12 protein-coding genes and 1 pseudogene are annotated in these 15,223 nt (G+C 61.6%); 10 read left to right on the top strand and 3 right to left on the bottom strand.

The window, feature by feature from the left end:
* Window positions 1-143: 143 nt before the first annotated feature.
* Window positions 144-950, bottom strand: a complete 807-nt coding sequence (locus GIW04_RS04025) for a thermonuclease family protein (protein WP_120247910.1) — start codon at window positions 948-950, stop codon at window positions 144-146.
* A gap of 14 nt (window positions 951-964) precedes the next feature.
* On the bottom strand, window positions 965-1,195 hold the full coding sequence (gene rpmE, locus GIW04_RS04020; protein ID WP_003187904.1) for a 50S ribosomal protein L31: 231 nt from the start codon (window positions 1,193-1,195) through the stop codon (window positions 965-967).
* Window positions 1,196-1,552: 357 nt separating this feature from the next.
* Between rpmE and GIW04_RS04015 the strand changes: the two genes are divergently transcribed.
* The 10 genes from GIW04_RS04015 to GIW04_RS03970 all read left to right on the top strand — a co-directional run bounded on the left by GIW04_RS04015 (window position 1,553) and on the right by GIW04_RS03970 (window position 14,446).
* Complete coding sequence (locus GIW04_RS04015) at window positions 1,553-3,772, top strand: primosomal protein N' (RefSeq protein WP_120247909.1); 2,220 nt, start codon at window positions 1,553-1,555, stop codon at window positions 3,770-3,772.
* 204 nt (window positions 3,773-3,976) lie between these two features.
* A complete protein-coding gene (gene argS / locus GIW04_RS04010) occupies window positions 3,977-5,713 on the top strand; it encodes an arginine--tRNA ligase (RefSeq protein ID WP_236478932.1) in 1,737 nt (578 codons plus the stop codon).
* A 1-nt stretch (window position 5,714) separates the two neighbouring features.
* The gene (locus tag GIW04_RS04005; RefSeq protein WP_003187899.1) at window positions 5,715-6,416 is read left to right on the top strand and encodes an SPOR domain-containing protein; all 702 of its coding nucleotides are present in this window, start codon (window positions 5,715-5,717) and stop codon (window positions 6,414-6,416) included.
* Between the two features lie 220 nt (window positions 6,417-6,636).
* Window positions 6,637-7,167: an ATP-dependent protease subunit HslV gene (hslV, locus tag GIW04_RS04000; RefSeq protein ID WP_003171209.1), complete on the top strand. Its 531-nt coding sequence runs from the start codon at window positions 6,637-6,639 to the stop codon at window positions 7,165-7,167.
* 37 nt (window positions 7,168-7,204) lie between these two features.
* A complete protein-coding gene (hslU, locus tag GIW04_RS03995) occupies window positions 7,205-8,542 on the top strand; it encodes an ATP-dependent protease ATPase subunit HslU (RefSeq protein ID WP_003187898.1) in 1,338 nt (445 codons plus the stop codon).
* A 164-nt stretch (window positions 8,543-8,706) separates the two neighbouring features.
* Window positions 8,707-9,084 carry a gamma-butyrobetaine hydroxylase-like domain-containing protein gene (locus tag GIW04_RS03990; protein ID WP_003187897.1) on the top strand — a complete coding sequence of 126 codons (378 nt, stop codon included), beginning with the start codon at window positions 8,707-8,709 and terminating at the stop codon, window positions 9,082-9,084.
* Window positions 9,085-9,333: 249 nt separating this feature from the next.
* Window positions 9,334-11,013: a class II poly(R)-hydroxyalkanoic acid synthase gene (gene phaC / locus GIW04_RS03985; RefSeq protein WP_094774368.1), complete on the top strand. Its 1,680-nt coding sequence runs from the start codon at window positions 9,334-9,336 to the stop codon at window positions 11,011-11,013.
* 165 nt (window positions 11,014-11,178) lie between these two features.
* The gene (phaZ, locus tag GIW04_RS03980; RefSeq protein WP_120247908.1) at window positions 11,179-12,024 is read left to right on the top strand and encodes a poly(3-hydroxyalkanoate) depolymerase; all 846 of its coding nucleotides are present in this window, start codon (window positions 11,179-11,181) and stop codon (window positions 12,022-12,024) included.
* Window positions 12,025-12,114: 90 nt separating this feature from the next.
* Window positions 12,115-13,797 carry a class II poly(R)-hydroxyalkanoic acid synthase gene (gene phaC / locus GIW04_RS03975; protein WP_120247907.1) on the top strand — a complete coding sequence of 561 codons (1,683 nt, stop codon included), beginning with the start codon at window positions 12,115-12,117 and terminating at the stop codon, window positions 13,795-13,797.
* 28 nt (window positions 13,798-13,825) lie between these two features.
* Window positions 13,826-14,446: a TetR/AcrR family transcriptional regulator gene (locus GIW04_RS03970; protein WP_003187893.1), complete on the top strand. Its 621-nt coding sequence runs from the start codon at window positions 13,826-13,828 to the stop codon at window positions 14,444-14,446.
* Between the two features lie 187 nt (window positions 14,447-14,633).
* Here GIW04_RS03970 and GIW04_RS03965 read toward each other — a convergent pair.
* Window positions 14,634-15,107, bottom strand: a pseudogene (locus GIW04_RS03965) (hypothetical protein); the annotation flags it as partial.
* Between the last annotated feature and the right edge of the window lie 116 nt (window positions 15,108-15,223).

Here is a 15,223-nt window from a genome sequence, read left to right as displayed (position 1 = left end):
AGGATACGCGTGTCGTAAAGTCCCTACAAGACTGGGCAGTCACAGGTGTCAAGGGCCCTGGGCTACGACTTTTGGCCAAGAGCCACGGGATACAAGGGCTCAACTGTTCACAATCGAAATAAAAAATGTCTACAATTTTTTATTCAAAGCGCCGATTTCAGCATGCCAGGGTCGGTTATTGGCAACAGCCAGCGTGCTTGGCCTTTTTTCAGGCTGCCACGGCGGGCGCGATCCTGCACCCAGCCACGCGCCTCCAGGGTGCGGCCTTGCAGACCATTGAGCATGGCCGTATCGAATTGGCTGATCAACTCGGGCGCAATGCGTAATACCAGTGAACCCTGCAGTTCAATCCAGATTCCGCCGCGATTGCGCTCAACCTTGCTGACCCGACCAGCCACCAGGGCAAACCCGGAGCGCTTGAGATTGGCCACGCTTTGCACCGGCGATTGGCGCCACAGGCCGAGCCGTGCCTGGCGAGCGCTGTTTTCGGCCGCCTGCTGGCAGGCAACCAGGTCCACATTAGGCGCCACGCCCACTTGGTACCCCAGACCCTCGGCCAGCAGTTGCGCCTCCAGGTTCTCGCCATTGGCGCCGTAGAGGTGAGCCAGGGTGCGCCCATAATGGTCTTTGCCTTCGCGCCCCGGCACCAGGCCGACGCGCCCATCACTGGCCTTGACCAATGCCTGCAGGCGCTGGCGCGCGGCGACGGCAAATGGCTCGTCAGGGAGACCCTTCTTGCCGGTTTCCGGCGCGTTGAGGCCGATCATGCGTACGCTGCGACCATCCTTGAACCGCACCGTGTCGCCATCCACCACACGCTGCACCTCGACCCGGGCGATGGCCGCCGGGGCGGGGCAGAATGCTTGGGCCTGGGCGGTCGCCAACCAAATCCCAGGCACAAAAAAGGCGCCCACAAGGGACGCCTTTTTCAACAGCGGGTAAAAGCCCATAAGGCTCTTGAACCTTACTCTGCTGGAGTAGCAGGCTTCTTGCCGAAAGCACCAAAGCGATCTGCGAAGCGCTGTACGCGGCCGCCGGTGTCCAGAGTTTTCTGCTTACCGGTGTAGAACGGGTGGCACTCGTTGCATACGTCAGTACCCAGTGGCTTGCACAGGTTCGAACGAGTTTCGAACTTGTTGCCGCAGCTGCAGGTAACTACGATGGTTTCGTACGCTGGATGGATATCGGCTTTCATGGCACTTCCTCAGGCTAGCGTGCCGCCACTCGACACTATTGTCGAATACCGCACGTAATTAGGCCGCGGATTCTACCAGACCTTTTTAATCGCGCAAGCGACGGTAATGGCCGAAAACTCCCTTTCATCAGAAATTCCTGGCACTGCGCCGTCAATGTGGGAGCCGGGCTTGCCCGCGAAGGCGGTGTGTCAGTCACTGCATTTGTTACTGCACCAGCGCTTTCGCAGGCAAGCCAGCTCCCACAGAAGGCTGAGCCGTCCTGGAGATCCGATCCCAGTACTGGAGACGTGACACCCCCGGTCTGCTAGGCTCGCGCCCCTGCGCCACCGCTTGCCTATATAGATGAGACTCCTCGCGTGCCCGACGCCATTTTGCGCCTAGCCCTGCCCTCGCCCCTGCGCCGCCTGTTCGATTACCGGGCCCCGCCCGGCGTGTCGCGTGCGCAGTTGCAGCCGGGCATGCGCGTGCGCGTGCCGTTCGGGCGCAGGGAACTGATCGGTATTCTGGTGGAAGTCACCGACCACAGCGAAGTGCCTGCCGAAAAGCTCAAGCCGGCGATTGCCTTGCTCGACGCCACGCCGCCGCTGCCGCCCGCACTGTTCAAGCTGTGCCTGTGGACCGCGCAGTATTACCAACACAGCCTGGGCGATACCTTGAGCTGGGCGCTGCCTGTGCTGCTGCGCCAGGGCGAACTGGCCGAAGCGCGCCAGGAGCGTTTCTGGTCGATGGCGCCCGGCGCCCGCCTCGACGACCCGCGCATCGCTCGCGCCCCGCGCCAGCGTGAGGCCCTGGCCACCTTGGCGCAGCATCCCCACGGCGTGGCCCACCAGCTATTAAGCAAGCTGATGCTGAGCAAAGACAGCCTCGACCTGCTGCTGGCCAAAGGCCTGGTGCAGGTGGAAATCCGCAAGCACGCCCCGGACCCGCGCCACGAACATTGGCTGGCCCAGCCGGAGTTGCCGCTCAACCCCGAGCAACGCGCCGCGTATGAGGCGATTCGCGCCGGTTTCGACAGTTTCCACGCGTTCCTGCTGGCCGGCGTCACCGGCAGTGGCAAGACCGAAGTCTATTTGCAACTGATCCGCGAGACCCTGCAGGCCGGCAAGCAGGCACTGGTGCTGATCCCGGAGATCAACCTGGGCCCGCAGACCGTGGCGCGTTTCGAACAGCGCTTCAATGCCCGTATCGCCCTGGTGCACTCGGCAGTCAATGACCGTGAACGCCTGGAGTCGTGGCTGGCAGCGCGGGACGGCGAGGCCGACATTATTATCGGCACGCGTTCAGCACTGTTCACGCCGATGAAAAACCCCGGGCTGATCATCGTCGACGAGGAGCACGATGGCTCCTATAAACAGCAGGAAGGTTTGCGCTACCACGCCCGCGACCTCGCGCTGGTGCGCGCCCGCCAGGAAGACATCCCGATTGTGCTGGGCTCGGCAACGCCTTCCCTGGAAAGCCTGCATAACGCCTACACCGGCCGTTACGGGCTGCTGCGCTTGAACGAGCGCGCCGGTGGCGCCAAACAACCGCGCTTCCTGCGCCTGGACGTGAAAAGCCGCCCGCTGGACAGCGGGATTTCCGGCCCGATGCAACAGGTGATCGGCCAGACCCTCGCCGCCGGCCAGCAGGTATTGGTGTTTCTCAACCGCCGCGGCTTTGCCCCAACGCTGCTGTGCCATGACTGCGGCTGGATGTCTGGGTGCGAGCGCTGCGATGCGCGCATGACCGTGCACCAGCGCCACGGCGAGTTGCGCTGCCATCACTGCGGCCATGTGGAACGGGTACCGCGCCATTGCCCGCAGTGCGGCAAGGTGGACCTGCGGCCCGTGGGCGCCGGCACCGAGCGCGCCGAAGAACGCCTGGGCATTCTGTTCCCGGATTACCCGGTGCTGCGGGTCGACCGCGACAGCACGTCGCGCAAAGACGCCATGAACCAACTGTTCACCACCATCCACAAGGGCCAACCGTGCATCCTGGTGGGCACGCAGATGCTTGCCAAAGGGCATCACTTCCCACGGGTGACGCTCGTGTCGATCCTGGATGCCGATGGCGGGCTGTTCTCCGGCGATTTTCGCGCCAGCGAACGCATGGCGCAGTTGATCGTGCAGGTGGCGGGGCGCGCCGGGCGGGCCGAAGAGCCAGGCCGGGTGATTATCCAGACGCACCTGGCCGACCACCCGCTGCTGATTCAACTGACGGAACAGGGCTACTTTGCCTTCGCCGAACAGGCCTTGAGCGAACGCCGCGCCGCTGGCCTGCCGCCCTTTGCGCACCTGGCGCTGCTGCGTGCCGAGGCCCACAAGCCCGGCCAGGCTGAAGGCTTTCTTGATGAAGCCTGTAGCGCCGCCGAACGTTTATTGGGCGAGTTGGCCCTCAGCGGCATCGAATTACTCGGCCCGGTGCCAGCGCCCATGGAGCGGCGCGCCGGACGTTATCGCGCTCAGCTACTCTTGCAGGCAACCTCGCGCGCGCCGCTGCATCGGCTATTAAATCGCTGGATGCTTGAGCTGGAGCAACTGCCCAGCGGCCGGCAGGTGCGATGGTCGTTGGATGTAGACCCGGTAGATTTGTATTGAGGGTAATTACGTCATCGCAGGCAAGCCAGCTCCCACATTATGAAATGTGAATACCCTTAAATGTGGGAGCGGGCTTGCCCGCGAAGAGGCCCGCAGGTCCGCCATATAGTCTGAACGGTTGGCAAGCCCGCCCTCGCCACGGATAATGCCCAGTTTTTCCACCTGCGCATCGCGCGCCGCCGCTTGCGGTCGAAAGAGAACACCATGAAAGACACCATTCGCCAGCTGATCCAACAAGCCCTCACCCAACTCGTCAACGAAGGTGTGTTGCCTGAAGGCCTGTCGCCGGCGATCCAGGTGGAGAACACCCGCGACAAGACCCATGGCGACTTCGCCAGCAACATCGCGATGATGCTGTCCAAGCCGGCCGGCATGAAACCGCGCGACCTGGCCGAAAAAATCATCGCAGCCCTGCCGGCTGACGCCAGTGTCACCAAGGCCGAAATCGCCGGCCCTGGTTTTATCAACTTCTTCCAGAACACCCAGGCCCTGGCGTTGCGCCTGGATGCCGCCCTGGCCGATGCCCGCATCGGTGCTCGCAAGGCCGGCGACAGCCAGCGCGTGGTCATTGACCTTTCGGCGCCGAACCTGGCCAAGGAAATGCACGTGGGCCACCTGCGCTCCACCATCATTGGCGACGGCGTGGCACGGGTGCTGGAGTTTCTCGGCGACACCGTGATCCGCCGGAACCACGTGGGCGACTGGGGTACCCAGTTCGGCATGCTGATGGCCTACCTGCAAGAAAACCCGATCACCAGCAACGAATTGGCCGACCTGGAAAACTTCTACCGTGCCGCCAAAAAGCGGTTCGACGAGTCTGAAGAGTTTGCCGACCGCGCCCGGGGCCTGGTGGTCAAGCTGCAAGCCGGCGACGAAGAGTGCCTGGCGCTGTGGAACCGCTTCCGTGAAATTTCCCTGTCCCACTGCCAGGAAATCTACGAGCTGCTCAACGTGAAACTGACCATGGCCGACGTGATGGGCGAAAGCGCCTATAACGACGACCTGATCAACGTGGTCAACGACCTCAAGGCCAAGGGCCTGCTGGTCGAGAGCAACGGCGCCCAGTGCGTGTTCCTCGAAGAATTCAAGACCGCCGACGGCGAGCCGCTGCCGGTGATCATCGTCAAGGCCGATGGCGGCTACCTCTACGCCACCACTGACCTGGCCGCCGTGCGTTACCGCAGTGGCGTGCTCAAGGCTGACCGTGCGCTGTACTTCGTCGACCAGCGCCAGGCCCTGCACTTCCAGCAGGTGTTCGAAGTGGCGCGCCGCGCTGGTTTCGTCACCCACCCGATGCACATGGAGCACATGGGCTTTGGCACCATGAACGGCGCCGATGGCCGCCCCTTCAAGACCCGCGACGGCGGCACCGTGAAGCTGATCGACCTGCTGACCGAAGCCCAGGAGCGTGCCTACAACCTGGTGAAGGAAAAGAACCCGGAGCTGGCCGAGGCCGACCTGCGCAACATTGCCCGCGTGGTGGGCATTGGCGCGGTGAAATACGCCGACCTGTCCAAGCACCGCACCAGCGACTACAGCTTCAACTTCGACCTGATGCTCAATTTCGAAGGCAACACCGCACCGTACCTGCTGTACGCCTACACCCGCGTGGCCGGGGTATTCCGCAAACTGGGCAAGGACTTCAGCGAAGTCCAAGGCCAGATCGCGCTGGACGCCGCCCATGAACAGGAACTGGCGGCCAAGCTCGCGCAATTTGGCGAAGTGCTCAACAGCGTTGGCGAAAAAGGCACGCCGCACATCCTGTGCACCTATTTGTACGAAGTGGCCGGCCTGTTCTCCAGTTTCTACGAGAACTGCCCGATCCTGACCGCCGACGACGAAGCCCAGAAACAAAGTCGCCTGCGCCTTGCCGCATTGGCTGGACGCACCCTCAAGCAAGGCCTGGAACTCTTGGGCCTGGAAACTCTGGAGCGTATGTAAGTTGGCTGCCAAGAAAAAACCTGCACCCAAGCGCGGCGCCAGCCGCTACCAGGCCCCGGCGAAGCAACCGATTCCGGGTTGGCTGTGGATGGCCATCGGCCTTACGGTCGGCGCATTTATCGTGTTTCTGATGAAGCTGGAGCCCGGCCAGGGCGATGACGTCAAGCGCGTCAAACAGGAGCAGCAAAAGGCCACGAAAATCGCCGAAGCCAACAAGACCGCGCCGAGCCCGACTGCACCGGTAAAGCCCAAGTACGACTTCTACACGCTGCTGCCGGAGTCGGAAGTGATCGTGCCGCCTGACGCCGTGCCGGAAAAAACCCTGCCGACGCCACAGGTGCCGACCACGCCGGTAACCCCAGCAGAAGCGGCGAAAATCGACACCGCGCGCGCCCAGGCCGCGCTGGCCGGCATCACGCCGCCGCCAGCACCGCCCGTGGCAGCCACCAAGGCTGCGCCGGTGACCAAGTTCTTCCTGCAAGCGGGTTCGTTCCCGAAACAGGCGGATGCGGACCGTGTACGCGCACAGATCATTCTGTTGGGCCAGTCGGTATCGGTGGAGTCTGGCACGGTGAAGGACGCGACCTGGTATCGCGTATTGGTGGGGCCGTTCAGCAACCGTGAACAGCTGACCGTGGCGCAAAAGCAATTGGCCGGCGCAGGGTTTAGCAACCTGTTGTTACAACAACGCCAGAGCCGCTGACGCATACCCACTGATCGTTCCCACGCTCCGCGTGGGAACGTGCCCCTTGACGCTCTGCGTCACAGAGCAGGCGCAGAGCGCCCAAGGCGGCATTACCACGCGGAGCGTGGGAACGATCACCACTCGTCCGCCCTGCCTTCCTACGGTTGAAATCCCCCTCGCCACCCCCATATGAGTTTCCATCAGGGCATTTTCGCCCCGCTGCGTGGAGACTCTCCCCTTGACCACCATCGTTTCAGTACGTCGCCACGGCAAAGTTGTCATGGGCGGCGACGGCCAGGTTTCCCTGGGCAACACCGTGATGAAAGGCAACGCCAAGAAAGTGCGCCGCCTGTACCACGGCCAGGTGCTTGCCGGCTTCGCAGGCGCAACCGCCGACGCCTTTACACTGTTCGAGCGTTTCGAAGGCCAGCTTGAGAAACACCAGGGCCACCTGGTGCGCGCCGCTGTGGAACTAGCCAAAGAATGGCGCACCGACCGCTCCCTCAGCCGCCTGGAGGCCATGCTCGCGGTTGCGAACAAAGACGCTTCCCTGATCATCACTGGCAACGGCGACGTGGTTGAACCCGAGCATGGCCTGATCGCCATGGGTTCCGGCGGCGGCTACGCCCAGGCTGCGGCCAGCGCGCTGTTGAAGAAAACCGACCTGTCGGCCCGTGAAATCGTCGAGACCGCCCTGGGTATCGCTGGCGATATCTGCGTGTTCACCAACCACAACCAGACCATTGAGGAGCAGGACCTCGCCGAGTAAGCCCTGGGCTTATTCAGGCTTGAGGCCGCCAAACACTATGTCCATGACTCCCCGCGAAATCGTCCATGAACTCAATCGCCATATCATCGGCCAGGACGATGCCAAGCGCGCCGTTGCCATTGCGCTGCGTAACCGCTGGCGCCGGATGCAACTGCCGGAAGAACTGCGCGTTGAAGTAACGCCCAAGAACATCCTGATGATCGGCCCCACCGGCGTGGGTAAAACCGAGATCGCCCGGCGCCTGGCCAAACTGGCCAATGCACCGTTCATCAAGGTCGAAGCGACCAAGTTCACCGAAGTCGGCTATGTGGGCCGCGATGTCGAGTCGATCATTCGTGACCTGGCTGACGCCGCCCTGAAGATGCTGCGCGAACAGGAAGTGACCAAGGTCAGCCACCGCGCCGAAGACGCCGCTGAAGAGCGCATCCTCGACGCCCTGTTGCCACCGGCACGCATGGGTTTCAACGAAGACGCCGCACCGGCTACCGATTCCAACACTCGCCAGCTGTTCCGCAAGCGCCTGCGTGAAGGCCAGCTGGATGACAAGGAAATCGAGATCGAAGTGGCTGAAGTGTCCGGCGTGGATATTTCTGCCCCGCCTGGCATGGAAGAAATGACCAGCCAGCTGCAGAACCTGTTCGCCAACATGGGCAAGGGCAAGAAGAAAAGCCGCAAGCTCAAGGTGAAAGAGGCGCTCAAGCTCGTGCGCGACGAAGAAGCCGGGCGCCTGGTCAATGAGGAAGAACTCAAGGCCAAGGCCCTGGAAGCGGTCGAGCAACATGGCATCGTGTTTATCGACGAGATCGACAAAGTGGCCAAGCGAGGCAACTCAGGCGGCGTGGATGTGTCCCGCGAAGGCGTGCAGCGCGATTTGCTGCCGCTGATCGAGGGCTGCACGGTCAACACCAAGCTGGGCATGGTCAAGACTGACCACATCCTGTTTATCGCTTCCGGTGCTTTCCACCTGAGCAAGCCCAGCGACCTGGTGCCCGAGCTGCAAGGCCGCTTGCCGATTCGGGTGGAGCTCAAGGCGCTGACGCCGGGCGACTTCGAGCGCATCCTCAGCGAGCCGCATGCCTCGCTCACCGAGCAGTACCGCGAGTTGCTGAAAACCGAAGGGCTGGGTATCGAATTCCAGGCAGACGGGATCAAGCGCCTGGCGGAGATCGCCTGGCAGGTCAACGAGAAGACCGAGAACATCGGTGCCCGTCGCCTGCATACCTTGCTTGAGCGCCTGCTGGAGGAAGTGTCCTTCAGTGCCGGCGACATGGCCGGTGCGCAGAATGGCGAAGCGATCAAGATCGATGCTGATTACGTCAACAGCCACTTGGGCGAATTGGCGCAGAACGAAGACTTGTCTCGTTATATCCTGTAAGCCTCACTCAATGTGAGAGTGGCTTGTGTGGGAGCTGGCCTGCCTGCCTGCGATAGCATCACCTCAGTGTTCCTGAAACACCGAGGTGCCTGCATCGCGGGCAAGCCCAGCTCCCACATTGGTCCCTCTCACATTTTGAGCCGGTTCCTACAGGGTTATCTCCAATGTCGAAATTTCCTACCGCAGTAAACCTGCACAAAACCTCCAACACCCTCGGCCTGACCTACGGGCCGGATGAAACCTACCAGTTGCCCGCCGAATTCCTGCGGGTGCACTCACCTTCCGCCGAGGTCCAGGGCCACGGCAAACCCATCCTGCAATTCGGCAAGCTCAACGTCCGGTTGATCAAGCTGGAACCGGCCGGCCAGTACGCACTGAAATTGACCTTCGACGACGGTCATGACAGCGGACTGTTCACCTGGGACTACCTCTATCAATTGGCCGTACGTCAGGAGGCTTTGTGGGCCGACTACCTGGCCGAGCTCAAAGCCGCTGGAAAAACCCGCGATCCGAGTGAGTCGGTCGTGCGGCTGATGCTCTAGCCCAAGGGTCTTGCTGTTTAGAGCGCATTTTCTAATTTCATCTGCTTGAATGCCCTGTCGCGTGGCCAACGATTGGCCCGCTTGCGAAAAAAAATAAACTCGGGTAACCAATGGAGCTGGCAAGTTCCCTGCATTTGACGATGCGGTATCAACGGTCACCCGAGTCGCAGTACCAGGCTGGTGTCGTGTATCGAAATTGGGTGCGCAGCAATCGCCGGTACTCGTCTTTCGGACAATGGAGCGTCGTAGATGAGTAACAAGAATAACGATGACTTGAAACGCCAGGCCTCGGAAAACACCCTGGGGTTGAACCCGATCATCGCGTTACGCAAAAAGGACTTATTGGCCTCGGCCAAGATGGTGCTGACCCAAGCCATCAAGCAACCGTTGCACAGCGTCAAGCACGTCGCCCACTTTGGCGTTGAATTGAAGAATGTGATGTTCGGAAAATCCGCACTGGTGCCCGAGGGCGACGACCGTCGCTTCAACGACCCGGCCTGGAGCCAGAACCCGCTCTACAAACGTTATTTGCAGACTTACCTGGCGTGGCGCAAGGAACTTCACGACTGGATCGACGACAGCAACCTGTCGGCACAAGACATCAGCCGTGGCCATTTCGTGATCAACCTGATGACCGAAGCCATGGCCCCCACCAACAGCACGGCCAACCCGGCGGCGGTCAAACGCTTCTTTGAAACCGGCGGCAAAAGCCTGCTCGACGGCCTGTCCCACCTGGCCAAGGACATGGTGCATAACGGCGGCATGCCCAGCCAGGTCAACATGGGCGCCTTCGAAGTCGGCAAGACCCTGGGCACCAGCGAAGGCGCGGTGGTGTTTCGCAACGATGTGCTGGAGCTGATCCAGTACAAGCCCATTACCGAACAGGTACACGAACGCCCGCTGCTGGTGGTGCCGCCGCAGATCAACAAGTTCTACGTCTTCGACCTGTGCCCGGATAAAAGCCTGGCGCGCTTCTGCCTGCGCAATGGCCAGCAGACCTTTATCGTCAGTTGGCGCAACCCCACCAAGGCCCAGCGCGAATGGGGGCTATCCACCTATATCGAGGCGCTGAAGGAAGCGGTCGATGTGGTCACGGCGATTACCGGCAGCAAAGACGTGAATATGCTCGGCGCCTGCTCCGGCGGCATCACCTGCACCGCGCTGTTGGGCCACTACGCGGCGCTGGGGCAGAAGAAGGTCAACGCCCTGACCCTGCTGGTGAGCGTGCTGGATACCACCTTGGACACCCAGGTGGCGCTGTTTGTGGATGAACAGACCCTGGAAGCGGCCAAGCGCCACTCTTACCAGGCCGGCGTGCTGGAAGGCCGTGACATGGCCAAGGTCTTTGCCTGGATGCGCCCCAACGACCTGATCTGGAACTATTGGGTCAACAACTACCTGCTGGGCAACGAGCCGCCGGTATTCGACATCCTGTTCTGGAACAACGACACCACCCGCTTGCCGGCGGCGTTCCATGGCGACCTGATCGAACTGTTCAAAAACAACCCACTGGTACGCCCCAACGCTCTGGAAGTGTGCGGCACGCCTATCGACCTCAAGCAGGTCACCGCCGATATCTATTCCCTGGCCGGCACCAACGACCACATCACGCCGTGGCAGTCCTGCTACAAGTCAGCGCAGTTGTTCGGTGGCAAGGTCGAGTTTGTGCTGTCCAGCAGTGGGCATATCCAGAGCATCCTCAACCCGCCGGGCAACCCCAAGGCGCGTTACCAGACCAGCGAGGGCTTGGCCGGCAGTGCGCTGGAGTGGCAGGAAGATGCGACCAAGCACACCGATTCGTGGTGGCTGCATTGGCAGGTGTGGCAGGCGGAACGGGCGGGGAAACTGAAAAAAGCCCCGACGACATTAGGCAATAAAACCTATGCCGCCGCCGAAGCGGCGCCGGGTACCTATGTACATGAACGCTAGGCATTCTTGTGATTGAAATGAGATCAGATGTGGGAGCTGGCTTGCCTGCGATAGCAATGGGCCTGCTCACTAATCGCGGCCTGAAAGAATGCCATCGCAGGCAAGCCAGCTCCCACACTGACCGAGTTCCTACAGACCAATAGCACCACTTCACAGGGCTTGAGCATGCCGCAACCGTTCATCTTCCGTACCATCGACCTGGATGGCCAGACCATCCGCACGGCGGTGCGTCCGGGCAAGCCGCACTTGACGCCCCTGCTGATCTTCAACGGCATCGGCGCCAACCTTGAGCTGGTGTTTCCGTTCGTCCAGGCCCTGGACCCGGACCTGGAAGTGATCGCCTTCGACGTGCCCGGCGTGGGCGGTTCCTCGACGCCGAACCGGCCCTACCGTTTCCCCGGCCTGGCCAAGCTCACCGCACGCATGCTCGACTACCTGGACTACGGCCAAGTGAACGCCGTGGGCGTGTCCTGGGGCGGCGCGCTGGCCCAGCAGTTCGCCTATGACTACCCCGAGCGCTGCAAGAAATTGATCCTGGCGGCCACGGCGGCCGGTGCCTTCATGGTGCCGGGCAAACCGAAAGTCTTGTGGCTGATGGCAAGCCCCAGGCGTTATATCCAACCGTCCCATGTGGTGCGCATTGCACCGATGATTTATGGCGGCTCGTTCCGCCGTGATTCCAAACTGGCCGCCGAACACGCCAGCAAGGTGCGCTCGGCCGGCAAGCTGGGTTACTACTGGCAGCTGTTCGCCGGGTTGGGCTGGACCAGCATTCATTGGCTGCACAACATCCGCCAGCCCACCCTGGTGCTGGCCGGCGACGATGACCCGCTGATCCCGCTGGTCAACATGCGCCTGCTCGCCTGGCGCATCCCCAATGCACAGTTGCACATCATCGATGACGGCCACCTGTTCCTGATCACCCGGGCCGAAGCCGTGGCGCCGATCATCATGAAGTTTCTCGAAGAGGAGCGCCTGCGCGCCGTGATACATCCGCGACCGGCGGTGTGAAGGAACACACCACCGCGCAACTTGCCAGGAACCGACTATGGTTCTGGATTGGCGTGCCTGCTTGATGTCTTGACGAAGGAGTGTTGGCTCATGCGAGAAAGACCCGTGACGAACCCGGCGCCCACCCCCGCTACGTTCATCAACGCACAAAATGCGATCACCGGCCTGCGTGGCCGGGACTTGCTGTCGACCCTGCGTACCGTGGCCGCGCATGGCCTGCGCAACCCGGTGCACACCGCCCGCCACGCCCTGGCCCTGAGCGGCCAACTGGGCCGCGTGCTGCTGGGTGAGACCGTGCACGAACCCAACCCCAGGGACCATCGCTTCAGCGACCCCACCTGGAAGCTCAACCCGCTGTACCGCCGCAGCTTGCAAGCCTATCTGAGCTGGCAAAAACAGACACGGCAGTGGATCGATGACAGCGCCCTCAGTGACGATGATCGCGCCCGCGCGCAGTTCGCCTTCGCCCTGCTCAACGATGCCGTGTCCCCTTCCAACACCCTGCTCAACCCGCTGGCGATCAAGGAGTTGATCAACTCCGGCGGCAACAGCGTAGTGCGTGGCGTGAGTAATTTGTTCGAAGACCTGCTGCACAACAACGGTTTGCCGCGCCAGGTCAGCAAGCACGCTTTCGAAGTGGGCAAGACCGTGGCGACCACGCCCGGTTCGGTGGTGTTTCGCAATGAGCTGCTGGAGCTGATCCAATACAAGCCCATGAGCGAAAAACAGTACGCCAAGCCACTGCTGGTGGTGCCGCCGCAAATCAACAAGTACTACATCTTCGACCTGAGCCCGGCCAACAGCTTTGTGCAATACGCGCTCAAAAACGGCCTGCAGACCTTTATGGTCAGCTGGCGTAACCCGGACGTGCGGCATCGCGAATGGGGCCTGTCCACCTACGTGGCGGCGCTGGAGGAAGCGCTCAACGTGTGCCGGGCCATCACTGGCGCCCGCGAGGTCAACCTGATGGGCGCCTGCGCCGGCGGCCTGACCATCGCCGCGCTGCAAGGCCACCTGCAAGCCAAGCGCCAGTTGCGGCGCATCTCCAGCGCCAGTTACCTGGTGAGCCTGCTGGACAGCCAGATCGACAGCCCCGCAACCCTATTCGCCGATGAGCAAACCCTGGAGGCCGCCAAGCGCCGCTCCTACCAGCAAGGCGTGCTGGATGGTCGCGACATGGCCAAGGTGTTTGCCTGGATGCGCCCAAACGACCTGATCTGGAATTACTGGATCAACAATTACCTGCTGGGCAAGGAACCGCCGGCATTCGACATCCTGTACTGGAACAACGACAACACCCGCCTGCCCGCCGCCTTGCACGGCGACCTGCTGGACTTCTTCAAGCACAACCCCCTGAGCCATCCCGGTGGGCTGGAGGTGTGCGGCACGCCCATCGACTTGCGCAAGGTCGCGGTGGACAGCTTCAGCGTGGCCGGCATCAACGATCACATCACCCCGTGGGATGCGGTGTACCGCTCCACGCAACTGCTGGGTGGCGAGCGGCGCTTTGTGCTGTCCAACAGCGGGCATATCCAGAGCATCCTCAACCCGCCGGGCAACCCCAAGGCCAACTACGTCGAGAACCCCAAGCTGAGCAGCGACCCGCGCGCCTGGTATTACGACGCCCAGCACGTCGAGGGCAGTTGGTGGCCGCAGTGGCTGGAGTGGGTGCAAAAACGCTCCGGTGTACAACGCGAAACTCTCACCGCCCTGGGCAACCAGAATTACCCACCGATGGAAGCGGCGCCGGGCACTTACGTGCGGGTGCGCTGAGCTCAGCGATCAACTTTAAGAAGACTGGATGAAGACCCGCGACCGTATCCTTGAATGTGCCCTGCAGTTGTTCAACCACAAAGGCGAACCAAACGTGTCGACCATGGAGGTGGCCAATGAAATGGGGATCAGCCCCGGCAACCTCTACTACCACTTCCACGGCAAGGAGCCCTTGGTGCTCGGGTTGTTCGAGCGTTTTCAATCTGAGCTGGCGCCACTGCTGGACCCTCCCGCCGATGCGCAACTGGAGGCCGAGGATTACTGGCTGTTCCTGCACCTGATTGTCGAGCGCATGGCCCACTACCGGTTCCTGTTCCAGGACCTGTCGAACCTGGCCGGGCGCTTGCCCAAGCTGGCCAAGGGGATCCGTCACTTGCTCACGGCGCTCAAGCGCACATTGGCGTCATTGCTTGCGCGGTTGAAGGCGGCTGGGCAACTGGTCAGTGATACCCAGGCGTTGGGGCAACTGGTGGAGCAGATCACCCTGACGTTGCTGTTTTCCCTGGATTACCAACGGATTCTGGACCGTGAAGGTGAAGTGCGGGTGGTGGTGTACCAGATCATGATGCTGGTGGCGCCGCATCTGCTGCCGACGGCGCGGCAGGCGACCGAGAAGTTCGCCTTGAAGTACCTGGATGACGTTGATTAAACATGTAGGAGCGAGCTTGCTCGCGAAAAACGTCAACGATAACGGGGGCTTCCTGAATAAACACGGCGTCTTTGAGTTTTTCGCGAGCAAGCTCGCTCCTACAAAAATGGGGCATGCGGCGTTTTTCAGGCTTGCATAAAAAACGCCCGATCTTCGCAGACCGGGCGTTTTTTGTGTCCCGTAGAAATCAGGACTGACTGGATGGCGTCGGGGTAGCCGGCGTAGCAGTCGGGGTAGCAGCCGCGTGCGTCGGTGCGGACACCGAATTGGCGGTAGAAGCGGCCGGTGCTGGCGCCGTGGCTGGCTTGGCCGTTGCGGCGGGCTTTGCGGCTGCCGGTTTTTTCGCTACCGCAGGCTTTTTGGCCGCGGCAGGTTTGGCCGCAGGTTTCGCAGCGGCGGGCTTGGCAGCAGGTTTAGCAGCAGCGGTTTTAGCCGCAGGTTTGGCAGCCGGTTTAGCTGCAGGTTTCGCGGCGGCTTTAGCGGCCACTGGCTTAGCGGCAGGCTTGGTAGCCGGTTTGGCCGCAGCGGTTTTAGCCGCTGGCTTGGCCGCAGGTTTCGCAGCGGCTTTGGCTGGCGCTTTCGCAGCGGGTTTTGCAGCCGGCTTGGCGGCGGCTTTAACCAGCGGCTTGGCGGCAGTTTTGGCGGCGGGTTTTGCAGCGGCGGTTTTTTTTTTTGGGTTTTTCTCTTTTTCACATCTCCCAGGCCCCCAGACTGTTGGTTGGTGGTCTGGTTTCCGTTTTTTCTTTTAAAAAAAAAACAAGATCTTTTGTCGTGTGG

The sequence above is a fragment of the Pseudomonas sp. PA-4-8C genome, from assembly GCF_021606625.1.
GTDB classification, from domain to species: domain Bacteria; phylum Pseudomonadota; class Gammaproteobacteria; order Pseudomonadales; family Pseudomonadaceae; genus Aquipseudomonas; species Aquipseudomonas lactis.
Note: the sequence above shows the minus strand (reverse complement) of the source record. Positions and strands in the feature narration are given on the sequence as shown.